Consider the following 19,867-nt stretch of genomic DNA (forward strand, 5'->3'; position numbering starts at 1 on the left):
CAACCGCACCTGGCAACCTGATTCACCCCCCGTCACCACGACGACGGCTGCTTGACTTCTTCATTGAGAGTCCTTTCATCGGTCGCTCTGCCCCGGTCACCGGCCAGCCGCAGCGCGAACCTCGGCGAATGGCGGCTCACCGCAGTGTCGACATTAGGAGGTGCGTACCGATCTCGTCGTGAGATTTGAGACCCCACCGCATCGGGTCGTAGGTCACATTGCTTGCAACCGCCCGCGTGGACTTCATCAGATGGCGTGGGGGTGCCTATGGGCGTGTTCCCCCGATGGGAGATTTGGTCGGGTTGCTGGAAGCGCGAGCCAAGGCCGGCACCGGGGAGGCGATCCGCGCGCTACTCGGGTTGCATGCCCGCGCTGCCCGCATCCTGCGTGATGGTCAGGAGGATGAAATCCCGATCGATGAGGTCGTGGTCGGCGACGAGATCCTCATCCGCCCCGGCGAGAAGATCCCGGTCGACGCCGCGGTCCTGGCCGGGCAGTCCGCGGTGGACGAGTCGGTGGTCTACCGGCTCCCTGCGGGTGCGGGCGGTCAAGATCGGCGCGGACACGATGCTGGCGCAGATCATCCGCATGGTGCAGCAGGCACAGGCGTCCAAGGCTCCGATCCAGCGGCTGGCCGATGCAACGTCTGCGTACTTCGTGCCGGTCGTCATCGCGATCGCGATTGCCACCTTCGCGGTCTGGTTCGTGGCCGGCCCGGCCCCCGCATTGACGCTGGGCTGGTGTCGGCAGTGGCGGTGCTGATCATCGCCTGCCCCTGCGCGCTCGGGTCTGGCGACCCCGCCCGCGCCGCCGTGGCGATCACCCGCCAGGTCGGCGTCCCGGCTAGTGCTTGCCGAGGTACTGCCCGAGCACAAGGCCGGTGAGATCCGGCGGCTGCAGGCGGAAGGTCGGCGGGTCGGCATGGTCGGCGACGGCATCAACGACGCGCCAGCCCTGGCCGAGGCCGCCGACATCACACTCATCTCGGGCTCGTTGGCCGGCGTTGTCACCGCGATTCGGCTCTCCCGCGCCACCATGCGCAATATCCGCGAGCACCTGTTCTTCGCCTTGATCCACAACGAGGAGTGGCGAAGGTCCCTTCAACGTGGTGCTAATGACTCTGCGGTACCTGCGGTCTCAGCGACCAGACTGTACTTCGGTTATGTGGTTCAACAGCGAGTTGGAGGAGGAGCCGTGATGTTTTGGTACGGCCCTGATATGGGTTGGTGGGGTTATGCAGGAATGGGCGTGGGGATGGTGCTGTTTTGGGCCCTGCTCATTGTCGGAATCGTCGCGCTGATCCGATACGCCATCGGCGATCAGCGGAATCGTCCACCGCTTCGGCCCGATGCGCCGTCGCCAGAGCAGGCTCTGGCCGCCCGGTTCGCGCGGGGGGAGATCAGTGAATCGGAGTTCCGTGATCGACTGGCAGTCTTGCGTGATCACGCACGGCCGTAGCAATGCTCGACCGTCCGTTCCGGCCCTCTCCGACGCCGAACAGCGTTGAAAGCAGCGCAGGGGTTCGATCGGGTGGGTGGTCTCGAACGGGCCGCATGGGGGGATGGCGTGTCTGTCGTAGCGCGTCGCCCGCCTCACCAGATCTTGACGGTGTCGAAGATCGTTCAATCCCGTTGCACTTCTTGCGTTACGAGGTCTCAAACCGACTGGGAACCCGCTTTGTGGCCCATCGTCGGCGATGACCGATCAGATCAGAACACTCGTGGAACACCGCGCAGATACCTTGGGGCCGCGGCGTGCTGATGGGCACGGCAGATCGTCGAATCCACAACCACCGACCAATCCGGGGCCCGATCACCCCAGTAGCGTATCTACTATTGACATGCGTAGATGGCGTGACAGGCAAGAGCCACTCTAGCGAGATGTGAGGAGTCACCGCAGTGAGCCGCAAGGACGTTCTGGTCACCGCCGAGTGGGCCGAGCTGAACCTCGACAACCCAAACATCGTGTTCGTCGAGGTCGATGAGGACACCACGGCATACGACGGCGGTCATATCGAAGGCGCGGTCAAGCTCGACTGGAAGGCCGACCTGCAGGATCCCGTGCGCCGCGACTTCGTCAACCAGGACCAGTTCTCCGAGCTGCTGTCCGATCGCGGCATCTCCACCGACGACACCGTGATCCTCTACGGCGGCAACAACAATTGGTTCGCCGCCTACGCCTACTGGTATTTCAAGCTGTACCGCCACAACAAGGTCAAGCTGCTCGACGGCGGCCGCAAGAAGTGGGAACTCGACGGCCGCCCGCTGACCACCGAGACGGTGAACCTCCCGATCACCGAATACATGGCCAAGGAGCCCGACAACACAATCCGTGCGTTCCGCGACGAGGTCCTCGCCGCGATCGGCCACAAAAACCTCGTCGACGTCCGCTCGCCCGATGAGTACTCCGGCAAGATCCTCGCCCCCGCCCATCTGCCGCAGGAACAGGCGCAGCGCGCCGGCCACATCCCGGGCGCGATGAACGTGCCATGGAGCAGGGCCGCCAACGAGGACGGCACCTTCAAGTCCGATGACGACCTGACGGCCATCTATACCCACGTCGGGCTGGATGGATCTAAACCGACGATCGCCTACTGCCGCATCGGTGAACGGTCCTCGCATACCTGGTTCGTGTTGCGGGAGCTGCTCGGTCACTCCGACGTGAAGAACTATGACGGAAGTTGGACCGAATACGGTTCGCTCGTGGGCGTTCCGATCGAGCTGGGTGACGCGACCTGACGGGGTGCCCGCGGGGGCATGGGTCGATGACGAGCGTGGAGTTTGGATGCCCCCGTCCCGTGTCGACAGCGAGGTGTCTACTCGCATCAAACTCGCCGCCCCACATGCTGTATCGGCCACTCTGGGTAGTTCAGCTGACGGGCGTGCTCGGAGCACCGGGCGTCGCCGCGGCCGTCGCGTTGGGCGCGCGCAAGTTTCGCCTCGCCACGGGCCTGATGCTGCTGGTTCCGACGAAACTGATCGTCGAGCGGGACATCCTGAAAGCTCTCGTGAAGCGTGAGCGGCCCGGGGCAGGCATACCTGGGGCGGTCCTGCGTGACATGCACGCCGCGGGGTCGTCGTTCCCGTCGGGCCACGCCGTCATCCGCTTAGGCATGGCGGCGTTACTAGTCCATATCTGAGCCGTCGTTGGCGGGCCGTCATCCTCGTCATCGCGGTGGTGGCGGCCGCGGCGCGCATCTACCTCGGGGCGCATTCGCCGCTCGATGTGATCGGCGGGGCCGCGGCCGGCCTGGCCATAGGCGCCCTGCTGAATCTCCTTGTCGGAGTTCGGGGTCGCGCGGATGGCGTGGGCCGGGCTTCGGAGTGAGGATCCAAGCGGGGTACATCGTCCTTATGGCCGGAGCCGAAATCCCCTAGTCCGGGGTCGATGCCCCTGGGACCGTTCAGGCGATGGCGTCCGAGGCAACACAAAACTTGGCGTCGCCCGCAATGATCGCGGGCGGCGAGTCGTCGTATGCCATCGTCATCCAGCGCCATGTGGGTGATGTCGTCCGGGTTGCACTCGGCGTTGTGGCACTAGTGATTTCGGCGTTGGCGGCGCGTTACACCAACGTGCACGTGCCTCGCCTTGAGGTGGACCTGTTCCGGGTGATCAATGACCTGCCGTCGTGGGTGTCGCCCGTTCTATTGGCGGTTATGCAGTTGGGCTCGATCGGCGCGGTCGGCGTCGCGGCCGGGGCGGCGCTGCTCGCGCGGCGGATCGGTCTTGCTCGGGACCTGGCCGCCGCGGGCGTGCTGGCCTATCTCCTCGCGCGTGTGGTGAAGACGTTGGTCGGGCGGGCACGGCCCGACGTCCTGCTCGATGAGCTGACGCTGCGTACTCTTCAGGGCGGATTGGGGTTCGTCTCGGGGCACGCGGCGGTTGCGGCCGCGTTGGCGGCTGCCGCGGGACCGTGGTTGCCGCGTCCGTGGCGCCGGGTCGCGTGGGTGGCTGCGGCCGTGGTGGCTGTGGCGCGGGTTTTCGTCGGGGCCCATTTCGTTCTCGACGTGTTCGGTGGCGCTGCGCTCGGCTGGACGGTCGCCGCCGGCCTGCACCTGCTGTGGGGAGCCCCGGTGCACCGTGCTGAGGCGCCTGCGATCAAGCGGGCCCTGGCCGCCGCCGGGTTGTGCCCGATCTGGGTCACTCCTCTGTCCCTGGATGCGCGAGGCTCGCGACCGTTTCTCGTCGCCACCGAGAATTGCGGAGAATGTACCGACTTGTTCGTGAAAGTCATCGGGTACCACGAACGCAACGCAGACTTGTTATTCAAACTGTTCCGCCACACCGTCTTCCGAAACGTCGAGGACGAATCCCCTTTCGCCACACCCAAACAGGAGGCCGAGCACGAATCCCTCATCGCGTTGCTAGCACAGCAGGCAGGTGTGCGGACCCCCGCCATCGTCTCGGTCGGAGTCGCCGAGAACGGCGACGCATGGCTGGCCGAGGCGCGGATTCCAGGACGTAACCTCGCTCGCTCGATGTCCGAGCCGGTGTCCGATGAGGTGCTGTGCGAGGTGTGGTGCCAGGTCCCGCTGTTGCGGGCCGCGCGGATCGCGCACCGCGACCTTCGCCTTGCCAACGTGCTGATCGATGAGCACGGAAAGCCCTGGATCGTCGACTTCGGGTTTGGCGAGTCCGGCGCCTCCGAGCACCGGCTCGACGCCGATGTGGCCGAGCTGCTCGTCTCGATGAGCCTGAACGTCGGTGTGAAACGCGCTGTGGCAACCGCACTTCAGATCGTCGGTCCCGATCCGTTGCGCGGCGCGGCGCCGCTGCTGCAGCCGCTGGCACTTGCTTCGGCGACGCGCAAGGCAGTGCGGCATCATCCGGGCCTGCTCGACGAGCTGCGCTCCGCCGTCGCCGATTCCACCGGCGCGGAACTGGCGCAGCGGGAGGTTCTGTTGCGGTTCCGCTGGCGCACGCTCGGCTGGATCGCGGCGACGATATTCGCGACGTATGTGCTGCTGCCCCAGGTCGGTCATCTAGGCCATACGATCGCTGCCCTCGACGAGGCGCAATGGCAATGGCTCGTAGGCACATTCGCGATGTCGGCTGCGACGTATGTGGCGGCGGCCCTTGTCCTGATGGGGGCCAGTCCGCGTCCGCTCGCGTTTGGCCGCACGGTGAATGTGCAGCTGGCGACCTCGTTCGCGAACCGGTTGATGCCCTACGGGCTGGGCGGGGCGGCCGTCAACGAGCGGTATCTGGAGCGATCGGGGCTGTCGCGCGCCACCGCCGTTGCCGCCGTCGCTGTGACGGTGACCGTGGGCGCGGTCCTGCACATCCTCGAACTGCTCGGCGTCGGATTGTGGCTCGGCCAGTCGCGCGTGGTGCTCGCCTCGGCACTGCCGAGCGGCTGGGGCCTGCTGATCGGATTCGTCGCTGTCATGACGGTGCTCGGCGTGGCGATCGCGGTGTTGGTCCGGCGCCGGGACTGGCTGGCGGACGTGCGCAAAGCCGCCGGCTCGATGGCCGACATCGCCCGCCAGCCGCGACGGGCAGTTCTGGTATTCAGTGGGCAACTGGGCACCAACCTGGCCTATATCGCGGCGCTGGGCTTCGCGGTGCACGCATTCGGCGGTCACGCGCCGGCCGCCTTGGTCGCCGCAGTCTTCCTCGGCGCTTCGGCACTCGGGGCGGCCAGCCCGACGCCTTCGGGCCTCGGCGTGGTCGAGGCCGCCCTTGTCGCCGGCCTTATGGCGGGCGGTGTCGCCAGCGCACCGGCCGTCGCGGGCGTCCTGGCCTACCGGCTGGCAACCTTCTGGCTCCCGGCGGCCGTCGGCTTCTTTTCCATGAAATCACTACAACGCCACCAACTTCTATGAGCGGCCACGTTTGCGTCGGCTCGCCTTAGGCACCGACTCTGCGGCGGCGCCCGCGCCCGGAGGCAACACGTTCGGGTAGCGTGCGATCGCATTGCGTGTTCGCGGCTCTTGTTCGCGCAGCCGGTGACGCGGGTCCCGAATCCGCGATTCCGTATTCCTCAACGCGGATGGTGACACTACTAATCCAATTCCGACAGCGTTCTTCTTGCTACGTACATAGGCCGTGTCTGTTCAAGGGAGAACGCGGGGATCACGTCCGAGATCGGGACTAATGCAGTTCACCGCGACCTCGAGTCATCGCGTGGCATGGCGGGTGACTCCCTCGTGACTGTACTCATTAGGGCCGCCGCTCGACGGCTTTGTCGGTGTCGGTGAGCCGGACGGTGCGGAGTCCACGGCGGCCCGCCGCACCCGCCGGCCCAAGACCTCGGTCTGACCCGCGGACTGTTCCGCGGTGTCGACCGCTATGAGCTTGTATCGACGTGGCATCACGCCTCCCTTCGGTGCTCTTCAGTGTGGCGCCGGAGCCGCCATGGACATCTCTACTAGGTCCCTTAGTATTAGGCCGAAAAGTCCCTCGGGCAGTCCAGGATCGACTGGCTGTGTTGCTGCTTACGGCAGACCGGTCTGTCAGGCGTCGAGAAGGGGACCAAAGAGCGTGGCGACCCACGACCGACGTCGTAATCGAAGCCGCTGATGTGGTCGCGATGCATTTGGACAGCTCGATGTATCCGCGTGGTGTTAGCCGCCCTCCACGCCCACCGGCGTGGAATTGGCAACGGACGAGGTGCAGGTTGGGCGTCGCTTGTGGCCCACTACTAGGTTGCACAGGACTTTGGGCACCGACCCGAAGTGACCTGATGCCCTACCGGGGAACGGCCGGCCCGAGGACAGTTGGTGGAAGTTTCAGGGAGGGGGAAACGTTATGCACCGCAAGAACTTAGCGCTCTACGCGGGCTCTGGCCAACCTGATGCAATGGTCGGCTTGGTAGCCCTACCTCGCCAAGAAAGTTCGTGATGCCATGAAGCTGTGTGGGGAACCGCCCAACGGCTTGTCGCCGCACCGGAACACCCACGATTTCGCGATGTGGGACGCCGCCTACGTGCTAGGTGCTCTGTCCTGTGCCGAGCGGCGAGAGTTCGAAGCGCACTTGGCCATATGCGCTTCGTGCCGGGCGGCTGTTGCGGAGCTCAGCGACTTGCCTCCGCTACTGAGGATCCTCGATGTTGACGAAGCCCGCGCGATCGGCGAAGGCGGCCCGCCTGCCTGCGGTGCGCCTTCATCGGCTGAATAGCGGGCCTCGTTCGCCTAGGCTCGGTGCGAGCGCCTCTGGCGCACCTCTCAAACGTGCGCTGATCACGCGCCGACGCCCGCGCCGCCTAGGGAAACACGACGGACCCGCCCGCTCGCGGCCCGAATTCTGTCGGCCGTCGCCAGCCACCCGCAGATCGTCCAGCCGGACAGGCGAGGACCGGCAACCGTTACCCACGCTGCGAAGCCAGCCAAAATCGAAGCTACACACGCTATTTCGTGCAAGCGACACCGGCCACGGGAGGACTCTGCACCGCGGGTGTCAGGCGATCCTCGGAGCTGGGCTGGCCGCGGCGGCCACTTGGTTGTATTGAGGTTTTCCTCATCGTCTCCCTTCGGCGCTCCCCATCTTGGCGCCGGGACGGTGCCGCCTCCCGACATCTCTACTAAGTTATCTAGTAATTAGGTCTAAAGTCCCTTGGGTACCCGATGATCCGCTGGCAGTCTTGCCGGGGACCACACGCCGGCCGGCGAGGCGATAGACGGGGATCGGATGAACGTAACGACCAAGGGGATGATGAACGTAACGACCAAGGGGATAGGGTCCACCGCGGTTGAGAGTCGGCAGTGGTGGGTGCTCGCAACGGTGGCGGTCGCATCGTTTCTGGTTCTGCTCGACGACACCGCCGTGGCGATCGCACTGCCGTCGATAGGCCGTCAGCTCGGTCTGGGCCTGTCGGGGCTGGAGTGGGTGATCAACATCTACACGGTGCCCTTTGCCGTGCTCACTCTTGCCGGTGGCCTGCTGACCGACCGGTTCGGTGCACGGCCGGTATTCCTGGGCGGCGTGGCAGCCTTCACCGTCGTTTCGGTACTGGCCGGCTTCGCCTCGACGGGCGCGATGCTGCTCGGGATGCGCGCCGCCCAGGGCGGTGCGGCGGCGCTGATCGCACCGTCCGCGTTGACTTTGCTCATCACGTCGTTCTCCGGGGCGCGGCGCGGCTTCGCTTTGGGCGTGTGGTCCGGCGTCGGTGCTGCAGCACTGGCGGTCGGCCCGCTGTTGGGGGCGCTGCTGACCGACGCGTTTGGCTGGCAGTCGATCTTCTTTCTCAATCTCCCGACCGGGCTGGCGATGTTGATTCTGGCCCGCGCCGCGCTGCCCAGGCCGCGGCCGGCTCGGCGGCCGCTGCGTGCGCCGGTGGATGTGGTGGGGCTCATCGCGTCCGCGATCGCCCTGTTCGCGCTGGTGCTCGCGCTGACGCAAATTAACAGCCTTGGGTGGACCTCGATCCGGCTGTGGGCGATGCTGGCGATCGCCGCGGCTAGCGCTGCGATCTTCGTGGTGGCGGAGCGGCGGTCGGCGGCGCCGTTGGTGGATCTGTCGCTGTTTCGCATTCCGAACGTCGCGGCGGCCAATGTGCTGGCGTTGCTGAACCTCGCCGTCATGTGCAGCGTGTTCTTCTTTCTTTCGCTGTACCTGCAACTAGTCACCGGGTTCTCCCCGACGCGTGCCGGCCTCGTCTTGTTGCCCATGACGGTGTTGATCGCCGTCCTCGCGCCGCTGGCCGGCTGGCTGGTGTCGCACGTCGGCGCGCGCGTCCTGATCGGTGCGGGCATGGTGCTGGCGGCGACGGGGTTGGTGCTGCTGGCCGGCGTCGATCCCGGGTGGGGAATGTGGCAGCTGCTGCCCGGGCTGCTCATCGAAGGTCTGGGTCTCGGGCTTGCCACGACCCCGATCACCACCGCCGCGATGCAGCAGGTGCCCGACGAGCGCTCCGGCATCGCCAGCGCGACGCTGAACGTCTCCCGGATGGTGGGGCTCTCGTTGGGCGTCGCGGTGATGGGGGCCGTGGTGGCCGCCCACTGGCCCGGAGACCTCGCGCGATCGGCCGTCGACGCCACCGCCTTCACGACCGGCATCACCATGGGTTTCTGGGTCAACGCCGTCCTGGCGGTCGCCGCCGCCGGACTCGCCATCGTCGCGATCCGCGCGCCGAGCCGAGCCACCTCCACCCAGCTGCCGTCCCCAATGACATGAAGGACTTTGCGATGACCGAACAGCCGAAAGACCGCAGCACCGCCGTGCTCGACGTGCGGGGAATGTTGTGGGCGTCGCAACAAAACCGGATCACCGCCGTGCTGGGCCGCCGCCCCGGCGTCCTGCAAGTGGACGCCAACCCGGTGGCGCAGACCGCGACGGTCGTGTTCGACCCGCAGGTGACGTCGCTGGCGCAGCTGCGCGATTGGGTGCGCGACTGCGGCTTCCACTGCGCCGGGCAGTCGGTGCCCCAGCATGTGTGCGACCCGATGGACGAGCCGGATCCACCCCCCACCGCACACGCCCACCCCGCCGAGCAGGCCCACGACCAAGCGCTGGCGGTCGCCGACGGTCACGCCGGACACGAAGCCCAGGCCGGAGCGGCGGCCGTGCGAACCCCGCAGGAGGCGATGGGGCACGGCGGACATGCCGGGGCATCGATGCAGGACATGGTGCGCGACATGCGCAACCGTTTCCTGGTGGCCGCGGTGTTGTCGATCCCGATCCTGTTGTGGTCCCCGATCGGACGCGACGTCCTCGGATTCACAGTGCCAGCACCGTTCGGGCTGCGCGACGACGTGTTCACGCTGCTGCTGAGCTTGCCGGTGATCTTCTACTCTGCCTGGATCTTCTTCGACGGCGCCTACCGGGCACTGCGGGCGCGGACCCTGGACATGATGGTGCTGGTCGCAGTGGCCGTCGGCACCGGCTGGCTCTACAGCCTCGCCATCACCGTCACCGGCGGCGGCGAGGTGTTCTACGAGGCCGCCACCGTGCTGACCGCGTTTGTGCTGCTCGGGCACTGGTTCGAGATGCGCGCCCGCGGCGGCGCCAACGACGCCATCCGCACCCTGCTGGAGCTGGCGCCGCCAATGGCGGTGGTGTTGCGCGACGGCGAACCGATCGAGATCCCCACCGCCGAGGTCGTGGTCGGAGACCTGCTGCTCATCCGGCCGGGCGGAAAGATCCCGGTCGACGGCACCGTCGAGGACGGCAACTCCGAAATCGATGAGTCCATGGTCACCGGGGAAAGCCTGCCCGTAACCAAAGCGCCCGGCTCGGCCGTGATCGGCGCCTCGATCAACACCACCGGCACCCTGCGGGTGCGTGCCACCAAGGTCGGCTCCGACACCGTGCTCGCCCAGATCGTGGCCATGGTGCAGGAGGCCCAGAATTCGAAGGCCCCCGGCCAGCGGCTGGCCGACCGGGCCGCGTTCTGGCTGGTATTTGTCGCGCTGATCGGCGGCACCGGCACCTTCCTGGTGTGGCTACTGGCGGGTGACAGCGTGCAGATGGCACTCCTGTTCGCGATCACCGTGGTCGTCATCACCTGCCCCGATGCGCTCGGTTTGGCCACTCCCACCGCGATCATGGTCGGCACCGGACTGGGCGCCAAACGCGGGGTGCTTTTCAAGAACGCCACCGCGCTGGAAACCTCGGCGCGCATCGACACCGTGGTGATGGACAAGACCGGCACCCTGACCAAGGGCGAACCCGAAGTCACCGACGTGGTCACCGACGGCATCGGCGAGGACGAGCTGCTCGCCCTCGTCGCCGCCGTCGAACGCGAATCCGAACATCCGCTGGCCGGCGCGATCGTGCGCTACGCCGCCGACCGTGGGGTGCCGCGACTGTCGCTGGACGGGTTCCGCAACGTGCCCGGGCACGGCGCCACCGCCGACGTGGCAGGCCGCCGCGTTGCGGTCGGCAACCGCAAACTCATGGCCGCCGACAACGTCGACCTCGGTTCGGTGATCGATCGGCGCGACGAGCTCGCCTCGACCGGCCGCACCGCGGTGCTGGTGGCCGTCGACGGGCGCGGGATCGGGGTGATCGCCCTGGCCGACGCCGCCCGAGAAACCTCCGCAGACGCCGTCTCCGCGCTGCATGAATTGGGCGTCGAGGTGGTCATGCTCAGCGGTGACAACGAGGCCACCGCCCAGCGCATCGCCGGGCAGCTGGGCATCGACACCGTCATCGCCGAAGTGCTGCCCGGCGACAAGGCCACCAAAATCGCCGAACTGCAGCGTTCAGGGAAGAAGGTCGCGATGGTCGGTGATGGCGTCAACGACGCCCCCGCGCTGGCGCAGGCGGATCTGGGCATCGCGATCGGTGCCGGCACCGACGTGGCAATCGAAACCGCCGACCTGGTTCTGATGCGCTCGGACCCGCTCGACGTGCCCATCGCGCTGCGGATCGGGCGGGGCACGCTGCGCAAGATGCGGCAAAACCTGGGATGGGCGGTCGGCTACAACGTCATCGCCCTGCCCATCGGCGCCGGCGTCTTCGAACCCTCACTGGGCCTGGTGCTTCGCCCAGAGATCGCCGCCCTGTCGATGTCGGGGTCCAGCCTGATCGTCGCGGTCAACGCCCTGATGCTCAAACGGCTGCGACTACCGCAACCACCACAACCCGATGCCGCCGCGGTGAAGCCATCCGGAGAGCCATCACCGGTCGGCGTTCAGTAGCCCCGCCGGCGCGGCTGGACGCGCGCCGAGCCTGACCCGTTGCCGACACCGCGGATGCGTCACACCCGTCTCGTGTCTACCGCCAATACAGAGGAGCAACCCATGAGCGTCACCACCCCGACTTCCGACCTCAGCACCGCCCGGCCAGGCGCGTCCGGCCCGCTGTCACCCGACGATCTGCGTCTGTTGGATGCGTACTGGCGGGCGGCCAATTTCTTGTCGGTCGGGCAGATCTATCTGCTGGATAATCCGCTGCTGCGCGAACCTCTGCAGCTCGATCATGTCAAGCCGCGGCTGCTCGGGCATTGGGGGACCACGCCCGGACTCAACCTGATCTACGCCCACCTCAACCGGGTCATCCGCGGGCGCGGGCTGAACGCGATGTATGTGATCGGCCCGGGCCACGGTGGCCCGGGACTCGTAGCCAACGCCTACCTGGAGGGCACCTACAGCGAGGTCTACCCCGGCATCAGCCGCGATGCCGACGGCCTGCGCCGACTGTTCCGGCAGTTCTCCTTCCCCGGCGGCATCCCCAGCCACGTCGCCCCGGAAACCCCGGGCTCCATCCATGAGGGCGGCGAGCTGGGCTATGCGTTGGCGCACGCCTACGGTGCCGCGTTCGACAACCCCGACCTGCTGGTGGCCTGCGTCGTCGGGGACGGCGAGGCTGAGACCGGGCCGCTGGCGGCGAGTTGGCAGTCCAACAAGTTCCTCGACCCGGTCCACGATGGCGCCGTCCTGCCGATCCTGCACCTCAACGGCTACAAGATCGCCAACCCGACGGTCCTGGCACGCATCCCCGACGACGAGCTGATCGACCTGCTGCAGGGCTACGGACACCGGCCGTATGTGGTGTCAGGCCACGACCCGGCACAGGTTCACCAGGACCTCGCCGCAGCGATGGACGACGCGGTCACCGAGATCGCCAGGATTCAGCGGGCCGCTCGAGAAGATGGCGACGCGCAGCGGCCGCGCTGGCCGCTGATCGTCTTAGCGACGCCCAAGGGATGGACCGGTCCGAAGGAGGTCGACGGCCTCCCCACGGAGGGGACCTGGCGCTCGCATCAGGTGCCGCTGGCCAATCTGGCCGACAATCCCGAGCATCTGCGCCAGCTCGAGGAGTGGCTGCGCAGCTACCGGCCCGAGGAATTGTTCGACGAGGCCGGCGCGCTGATCGCGGAGCTGGCGGCGCTGCCGCCGACCGGGTGTGCGCGGATGAGCGCCAGTCCGCACGCCAACGGCGGGCAGCTGCTAAAGCCGCTGCGGCTGCCCGACTTCGGCGACTACGCCGTCGCGGTCCCCGCGCCGGCCACGGCGCTGCACGAGGCGACGCGGGTGCTCGGGGCGTTCCTGCGTGACGTCATCCGGGACAACCCCCACAATTTCCGGCTGATGGGCCCCGACGAGACCGCCAGCAACCGGCTCGGCGCGGTGTTTGAGCAAACCGACCGGGTGTGGCAAGGCGAATCGCTGCCCACCGATGAGCACCTCGCGCGGGCGGGACGTGTCATGGAGGTGCTCTCCGAGCACCTGTGCCAGGGCTGGCTGGAGGGCTATCTACTCACCGGCCGGCACGGCCTGTTCTCCTGCTACGAGGCGTTCATCCACATCGTGGATTCGATGGTCAACCAGCACGCGAAATGGCTCAAAGTCACCAACGACATACCGTGGCGGGCGCCGATCGCGTCGCTGAACTACCTGCTGACCTCGCACGTGTGGCGCCAGGACCACAACGGGTTCTCCCACCAGGACCCCGGGTTCATCGACCATGTGGTGAACAAGAAGGCGGCGATCGTGCGGGTGTATCTGCCGCCGGACGCCAACACGTTGCTGTCGGTGGCCGATCACTGTCTGCGCAGCCGCCAGTACATCAACTTGATTGTGGCCGGCAAGCAGCCGGCGCTGTCCTATCTGGACATCGAGGAGGCGGTCGCGCACTGCACCCGCGGGCTGGGAATCTGGGAATGGGCCGGCAACGACGGCGGCGACGGCGCCGACGGGCTGCCGGACGTGGTGCTGGCCTGCGCGGGCGACGTCCCGACCCTGGAAACGCTCGCGGCCGCGGCGCTGCTGCGACAACACCTGCCCGCCCTGCGGGTGCGGGTCGTCAACGTGGTCGATCTGATGCGGCTGCAGCCCGATACCGAACACCCGCACGGGCTGCCCGACGCCCAGTTCGATGCACTGTTCACCCCGGACCGGCCGGTCATCTTCGCCTACCACGGCTACCCGTGGCTGATCCACCGGCTCACTTACCGGCGGGCCAACCACGTCAACATCCACGTCCGCGGCTATAAGGAGGAAGGAACCACGACCACTCCGTTCGACCTCGTCATGCTCAACGACCTGGACCGCTTCCACCTGGTCATCGACGTCATCGACCGGGTACCGGGCCTGGGCGCCGCCGCGGCGGCGCTGCGCCAGCGGATGGTTGACGCGCGGCTGCGCGCCCGCGCCTACACCCGAGCCCACGGCGAGGACGACCCCGCCATCAGCGGCTGGACCTGGCCCTCTTAGACCAGATCCCGACTGTCGCCGCCGGGTCGAGCCGCCTGGAACGTCGGCATCCGAACCCGAACCCAACCACCAAGGAGGAGAAACCATGGACAGCCATCGCGATCAATCTTTCGACGACCCGGCCAGCCAAGCCGCTGCCACCGCCGAGTATCGGGTAATAGCCAGCTACCGCGACTACACCCAGGCGCAGGGCACCGTCGACTATCTCTCCGATGCGGATTTCCCCGTGGAGAATCTACGCATCGTGGGCCACGGCGTGAGCACCGTGGAGGCCATCACCGGCCGCATGACCCCTGCACGCGCCGCCCTCACCGGTGCGGCCGGCGGCGCATGGTGGGGCTTGTTCATCGGCCTGCTGTTGGGAATGTTCGCCGCCGGCGCCGCATGGTTAGGCGTCATGCTCGCCGGCCTGCTCATCGGCGCCGTGTGGGGGGCGATCTTCGGATTCGTCGAACATTGGGCCACCCACGGCCGCCGGGACTTCACGTCCGTCTCCACCCTGGCCGCCGAGCGTTACGACATCGCGTGTACACCGGCCCTGGCCGCCAAGGCCGCCGATCTGCTCACCACCAGGCGCTAACCGACGATCAGGGGAGTTGCGTCATCACGGCCGGTGAGGCCAGCACCTCGCCCGGTATACCGCCGCTACGTCGTAGGGCCCCTCACCGCGGCGCCCCTTGACCAACCTATACCCCATGGGGGTATAATCTCCGATAGGGGTACTCCCCATGGGTATCTGTAGGAAAGGGGCGACGATGGACACCACCGCACCGGGTTATGTGGACTCCAAGAATGCCTACGTCCTGCGGCTGCGCCGAATCGAGGGTCAGGTGCGTGGGCTGGCTCGGATGATCGAGGAAGACACCTACTGCATCGATGTGCTCACCCAGGTCTCGGCCACCACCAAAGCGCTGGGATCGATGGCGTTGATACTGCTCGACGAACATCTGACGCACTGCGTCAGCGACGCCGTCCAGGCGGGCGGGAACGTGGCGGAGGAAAAGATCAACGAAGCTTCGGCGGCCATCGCGCGTCTCGTGCGCTCCTGAACAACCCATTTCCTGACCGACCCGTACCGCGGAAGGACTCAACACCATGGACCTGAAGCTCACCCGCTCGCTGCCGCCGGCTGCGCCCGCAACCGCCCGATGCAGTTGCTGCTCCACGCAACCGCAGACCGCATCCATTCCGATCACTCCGTCGAAGGACAACGCCATGAGCACCACCACCACCGCCAGCTACCCCGTCACCGGAATGACTTGCGCTCACTGCGTCGGCGCGGTCACCAAGGAACTCACCGCGCTGCCCGGCGTCACCTCGGTGAACATAGAGCTGGTCTCCGGAGGCGCCTCAACCGTCACCGTCACCAGCGACACCCCGATCGGCAACGACGAGGTCGCCGCCGCTCTCGACGAGGCCGGCGACTACCGCCTGGCCACCGACTGACAAACCCCGGCACCGCTTCGCTAATGCGTGAACGTGAAGGAGAGGACAGCACATGAGCACCACCGATCACGCCGCCGAACTTGACAACCCGCGCAGCGTCGAGCTGTCGATCGGCGGGATGACCTGCGCCTCGTGCGCCGTGCGTATCGAGAAGAAACTCAACAAACTCGACGGGGTCAGCGCCACCGTCAACTTTGCCACCGAAAAAGCGAAGGTCACCTTCGCCGACGAGGTGGCCCCCGAGGATCTGGTCGCGACAGTGGAGGCGACCGGCTACACCGCCACCTTTCCCCGGCTGCCCGACGCGGCCCGCGAGGAGACGGCCGGCCCGCCAGAACCCGACGAGGCCGCGGGCTGGCGGCAGCGGCTGATCGTGTCGACGGTGCTGACCGTGCCGGCCGTGCTGCTGTCGATGGTCCCGGCGCTGCAGTTCGACAACTGGCAGTGGCTGACGCTGACACTGGCCTCGCCGGTGGTGGTGTGGGGTGCACTGCCCTTCCACCGCGCCGCGTGGACCAACCTTAAGCACGGCGCCGCCACCATGGACACCCTGATCTCGGTCGGAGTTACGGCCGCATACCTATGGTCATTGTGGGCGCTTTTCTTCACCCACGCCGGCATGACCGGCATGACAATGACCTTCGACCTGCTGACCACCGGCAGCGCCGAACCGCACATCTACCTCGAGGTCGCCTCCGCCGTCACGGTGTTCATCCTGGCCGGGCGTTACTTCGAAGCCCGTGCCAAGCGGCAATCCGGCGCGGCGCTGCGCGCACTCCTAGACCTGGGCGCCAAAGACGTCGCCGTGCTGCGCGATGGATCGACCGAGACCCGAATCCCGATCGGCCAACTCGCCGTCGGCGACCAGTTCGTCATCCGCCCCGGCGAGAAGATCGCCACCGACGGAGTCATCACCTCGGGCACCACCGCGGTCGACGCGTCGATGCTCACCGGCGAACCGGTACCCGTCGAGGTCGGACCGGGCGACAGCGTCGTCGGCGCCACGGTTAACGCCGGCGGCCGGATCCTCGTGCGCGCCACCCGCGTCGGAGCCGACACCCAACTCGCGCAGATGGCGCGCCTGGTCACCGAGGCGCAGAACGGCAAGGCGCCGGTGCAACGCCTCGCCGACCGGGTCTCGGCGGTATTCGTCCCCATCGTCATCGGGCTCGCGCTGCTCACCCTCGCCGCCTGGCTGTTAACCGGAAACTCGGTGACCGCCGCATTCACCGCCGCGGTCGCGGTGCTGATCATCGCCTGCCCGTGCGCCCTGGGTCTGGCGACCCCGACCGCGCTGCTCGTGGGCACCGGTCGCGGCGCTCAACTGGGAATCCTGATCAAGGGCCCGCAGATCCTCGAATCGACCCGCCGCATCGACACGATCGTGCTGGACAAGACCGGCACCGTCACCACCGGGCGGATGGCCGTCGCCTCGGTGCACGCCGCCGGCGGCGAATCCGAGGCCGAGGCCCTGCGCCTGGCGGGCGCGCTCGAACACGCCTCCGAACACCCGATCGCCCGAGCCATCGCCGCCCACGCCGCCGCGCTGGGCCCGCCGCCGGAAGTCGAAAACTTCGAAAACCATGGCGGCCAAGGCGTTTCCGGTGTCGTCGAGGGCCACGCCATAGTCGCCGGCCGGTACAGCTGGCTGCGCGAGCAGTGGGCGCTGACCGCCCCCGAATCGCTGCAACTGGTCGTCGACGAAGCCGAAACGGCGGGCCGCACCCCCGTGTGGATCGCTTGGGACGGCGCGATCCGCGCGGTGATCGTGGTCTCCGACACCGTCAAGGCCACCTCGGCCGCGGCGGTCGGCGAGCTGCGCGCGCTCGGTCTGCGCCCGGTGCTGCTCACCGGGGACAACCACCGCGCCGCCCAGGCCGTCGCCCACCAGGTCGGCATCGACGAAGTCGTGGCCGAGGTGCTGCCCGCCGACAAGGTCGACGTCATTAAGAAGCTGCAGGGCGAGGGGCGAGTCGTGGCGATGGTCGGCGACGGCGTCAACGACGCGGCCGCACTCGCCCAGGCCGACCTCGGCCTGGCGATGGGCACCGGCACCGACGTCGCGATCGAAGCCAGCGACCTGACCCTGGTGCGCGGCGACCTGCGCGCCGCACCTGATGCGATCCGTCTGGCCCGCGCCACCCTGCGCACGATCAAAGGCAACCTGTTCTGGGCGTTCGCCTACAACGTCGCAGCACTCCCGTTGGCCGCCGTCGGGCTGCTCAACCCGCTGATCGCCGGCGCCGCGATGGCCTTCAGTTCGGTGTTCGTGGTGACCAACAGCTTGCGACTGCGGCGATTCACGCCTACTCGGTAGTGAAATGAGTTGGGCAGCAGTGTCTTTGGCGATACATGGGGCCTGCGGCCGTTCATCATCGGGAAGCGGAAGAGGTGGGATATGAAGCTCAATAAGATCGAGCGGGCCGCAATGAACAATCCGGTGCGGGCCGCGCACCAGCACCACCGGGAGGCGGCGTGGTTCCGGCGGCTCGCCGGCGGCGCATTGGCGGGCCAGCATGTACTCGAGGTCGGCTGCGGTCGCGGGGTGGGTGCGGAGGTGATCCTGGACCGGCTGGGTGCCGCCAACGTCACCGCGTTCGACCTCGACGAATCGATGGTGGAGCTGGCGCGCAAACGACTGCACGGACGTCCGGTGTCGCTATCGGTGGGCGATGTCTGCGACATCGGGGAGCCGACCGGCGGCGTCGACACGGTCGTGGATTTCGGCATCATCCATCACGTGCCGGACTGGCAGCAGGCCGTCACCGAGATCGCTCGGGTGCTTCGGCCCGGCGGCCTGCTCTTGTTCGAGGAGGTTCCGCGCCACGTGCTCGACAGCTGGGCGCTCCGCACGTTCACGGTGCATCCACCCGACAATCGTTTCGAGGCCGACGAATTCGCCGCCGAATTGGCCCGCCATGGGCTGCACGGCACCGGGCGGATCGAAGACCACCTCGCCGGGATGATGTTCGTCGGGGTGGCACGGAAGGCCTGAACCGGCGTGTTGAACCGGGCGTGTTCTTCGGCACCGCGCTCACCAGGCGATTCCGACCAATCCGGGCCCCGCCCTTGGCAGGACTGACCTGGCTGGCTGCAGACCGGTTCCTGCGACGTGAGGGCGACCGACCTCATGACGTGCGATTCGGCGAGCCAATCGATGGCGGCCTGAAAGTTTCGTGGTGACTTCGTCGGCCACCGGTGCCAGACCCGGTTCCCCGGTCACCGGCAGCCACGAGCGCCCCAGCACGTCTGCAACCAGCCATTGTAAGCACGGGCCTGCGCCGCAGGGAGGTCCTCCATCATCGTGGGCGACCGCGGTGATCGGCACGGCTCGCCGCGGTCGACTTTCGCGAAGTATGGACCAACTGCGTAGATCCCAGATAGGTTACGAAAGCGGCATCACGATCGTGCATGGTGGACGTGAGTCCAGATGTTCCCTGACATACGGCTGCAGGGAGTGTTGGGGTTTGGCGCCGACATAGAGGGGCCCGATGGGAGATATTCCTGAGCGTCGATCAAATAAGCCTCCGAACACCCGTGGCGCTGCTGCAGTGGACGGTTTGCGTGGGCGGCGGCACTATCGCAAGACTGCGCGCCGGGCATCTTCCCGGAGCGAAGCCGTGTCGGCTGGGCCCCGGCTTAGACCTCAGGGGAAGCGCCTACGTGGGCAACCGACACCACGAGGGTGTCGGCGCCCGACGCCGGGTCAACGCGGACTTCAGGCGATGCGTTCAGCGGTAATCATGGGCGGTCATCAGAAGCAGCCGTTCGGAAGGAGTGATGACAGTGAATAAGCACATGCATGGCGGGCGGGTTCCACGGCGTGTGGTTCGCGCGGCAGCAGCTGGCGTGGCGGCGGGAATCGTGGCATTCGCAGCAGCGGGCGCGGCGGCGGCGCAGCCACCGCCGGATCCGTGTTCTCCGGCAGCGGTGATGCGGGCACACGCCGCCGCGATGACCCAGATGGCCGACTATCTGGACTCCCGTCCAGACGTCCAGCAGGTGTTCATTGATGCCAGGAGCCAGGGCACACCCGAGGAGCGGCGGGCCGCGATCAAGGCCTACACCGACACCCACCCAGACGTGGCGGCCACGTTCCAGAACATCCACCAACCGGTCAGGGATCTGAGCGCCAGGTGCGGCCTGCCCATGCACCAAGGCATGATGCCCGGGGGTATGGCGCCCGGGGGCATGGCGCCTGGAGCTATGTCGCCTGGAGCTATGGCGCCCGGGGAAATGGCGCCTGGCGGTATGTCGCCCGGGCAGTAAGCGCTGCGCGATAGTGGTCTGAGCAGCGAGGCACCCCAGAAGAGCATCGCGG

At 67.3% G+C, this 19,867-nt stretch carries 14 protein-coding genes and 2 pseudogenes; all 16 read left to right on the forward strand.

The window, feature by feature from the left end; all coding sequences use genetic code 11:
- Window positions 1-302: 302 nt before the first annotated feature.
- A pseudogene (locus BST47_RS26435) lies at window positions 303-1,080 on the forward strand (P-type ATPase actuator domain-containing protein); the annotation flags it as partial.
- Between the two features lie 114 nt (window positions 1,081-1,194).
- A complete protein-coding gene (locus BST47_RS26440) occupies window positions 1,195-1,458 on the forward strand; it encodes an SHOCT domain-containing protein (protein WP_107529103.1) in 264 nt (87 codons plus the stop codon).
- Window positions 1,459-1,898: 440 nt separating this feature from the next.
- Window positions 1,899-2,738 (forward strand): sulfurtransferase, encoded by an 840-nt coding sequence (locus tag BST47_RS26445; protein ID WP_083128831.1) that lies wholly within the window; start codon window positions 1,899-1,901, stop codon window positions 2,736-2,738.
- A 104-nt stretch (window positions 2,739-2,842) separates the two neighbouring features.
- Window positions 2,843-3,139, forward strand: coding sequence for a hypothetical protein (locus tag BST47_RS31335; protein WP_234809879.1), 297 nt, complete (start codon window positions 2,843-2,845; stop codon window positions 3,137-3,139).
- Entirely contained in the window at window positions 3,136-3,327 is a 192-nt protein-coding gene (locus BST47_RS31340) for a phosphatase PAP2 family protein (protein WP_272937650.1), read from the forward strand. The genes BST47_RS31335 and BST47_RS31340 overlap by 4 nt, the downstream gene beginning before the upstream one ends.
- Before the next feature lie 83 nt (window positions 3,328-3,410).
- Window positions 3,411-5,825, forward strand: a complete 2,415-nt coding sequence (locus BST47_RS26455; RefSeq protein ID WP_083128832.1) for a flippase-like domain-containing protein — start codon at window positions 3,411-3,413, stop codon at window positions 5,823-5,825.
- Between the two features lie 1,085 nt (window positions 5,826-6,910).
- Window positions 6,911-7,117 (forward strand): annotated as a pseudogene (locus BST47_RS26460) (zf-HC2 domain-containing protein); the annotation flags it as partial.
- Window positions 7,118-7,630: 513 nt separating this feature from the next.
- Window positions 7,631-9,115 carry an MFS transporter gene (locus BST47_RS26465; RefSeq protein WP_234809880.1) on the forward strand — a complete coding sequence of 495 codons (1,485 nt, stop codon included), beginning with the start codon at window positions 7,631-7,633 and terminating at the stop codon, window positions 9,113-9,115.
- Between the two features lie 11 nt (window positions 9,116-9,126).
- On the forward strand, window positions 9,127-11,583 hold the full coding sequence (locus tag BST47_RS26470) for a heavy metal translocating P-type ATPase (protein ID WP_014211201.1): 2,457 nt from the start codon (window positions 9,127-9,129) through the stop codon (window positions 11,581-11,583).
- 102 nt (window positions 11,584-11,685) lie between these two features.
- Complete coding sequence (locus tag BST47_RS26475; protein ID WP_014211202.1) at window positions 11,686-14,100, forward strand: phosphoketolase family protein; 2,415 nt, start codon at window positions 11,686-11,688, stop codon at window positions 14,098-14,100.
- Window positions 14,101-14,185: 85 nt separating this feature from the next.
- Window positions 14,186-14,680 carry a YflT domain-containing protein gene (locus tag BST47_RS26480; RefSeq protein WP_014211203.1) on the forward strand — a complete coding sequence of 165 codons (495 nt, stop codon included), beginning with the start codon at window positions 14,186-14,188 and terminating at the stop codon, window positions 14,678-14,680.
- Between the two features lie 175 nt (window positions 14,681-14,855).
- Window positions 14,856-15,149: a metal-sensitive transcriptional regulator gene (locus tag BST47_RS26485; protein WP_041301956.1), complete on the forward strand. Its 294-nt coding sequence runs from the start codon at window positions 14,856-14,858 to the stop codon at window positions 15,147-15,149.
- A gap of 166 nt (window positions 15,150-15,315) precedes the next feature.
- Window positions 15,316-15,546, forward strand: a complete 231-nt coding sequence (locus tag BST47_RS26490; RefSeq protein WP_041303430.1) for a heavy-metal-associated domain-containing protein — start codon at window positions 15,316-15,318, stop codon at window positions 15,544-15,546.
- A gap of 52 nt (window positions 15,547-15,598) precedes the next feature.
- Window positions 15,599-17,863, forward strand: coding sequence for a heavy metal translocating P-type ATPase (locus BST47_RS26495; protein ID WP_014211206.1), 2,265 nt, complete (start codon window positions 15,599-15,601; stop codon window positions 17,861-17,863).
- Window positions 17,864-17,944: 81 nt separating this feature from the next.
- On the forward strand, window positions 17,945-18,541 hold the full coding sequence (locus BST47_RS26500) for a class I SAM-dependent methyltransferase (RefSeq protein ID WP_014211207.1): 597 nt from the start codon (window positions 17,945-17,947) through the stop codon (window positions 18,539-18,541).
- An 854-nt stretch (window positions 18,542-19,395) separates the two neighbouring features.
- Complete coding sequence (locus BST47_RS26505) at window positions 19,396-19,815, forward strand: hemophore-related protein (RefSeq protein WP_234809881.1); 420 nt, start codon at window positions 19,396-19,398, stop codon at window positions 19,813-19,815.
- The last annotated feature ends 52 nt before the right edge of the window (window positions 19,816-19,867 follow it).

The organism is Mycolicibacterium tusciae, assembly GCF_002086795.1.
Lineage (GTDB): Bacteria > Actinomycetota > Actinomycetes > Mycobacteriales > Mycobacteriaceae > Mycobacterium > Mycobacterium tusciae.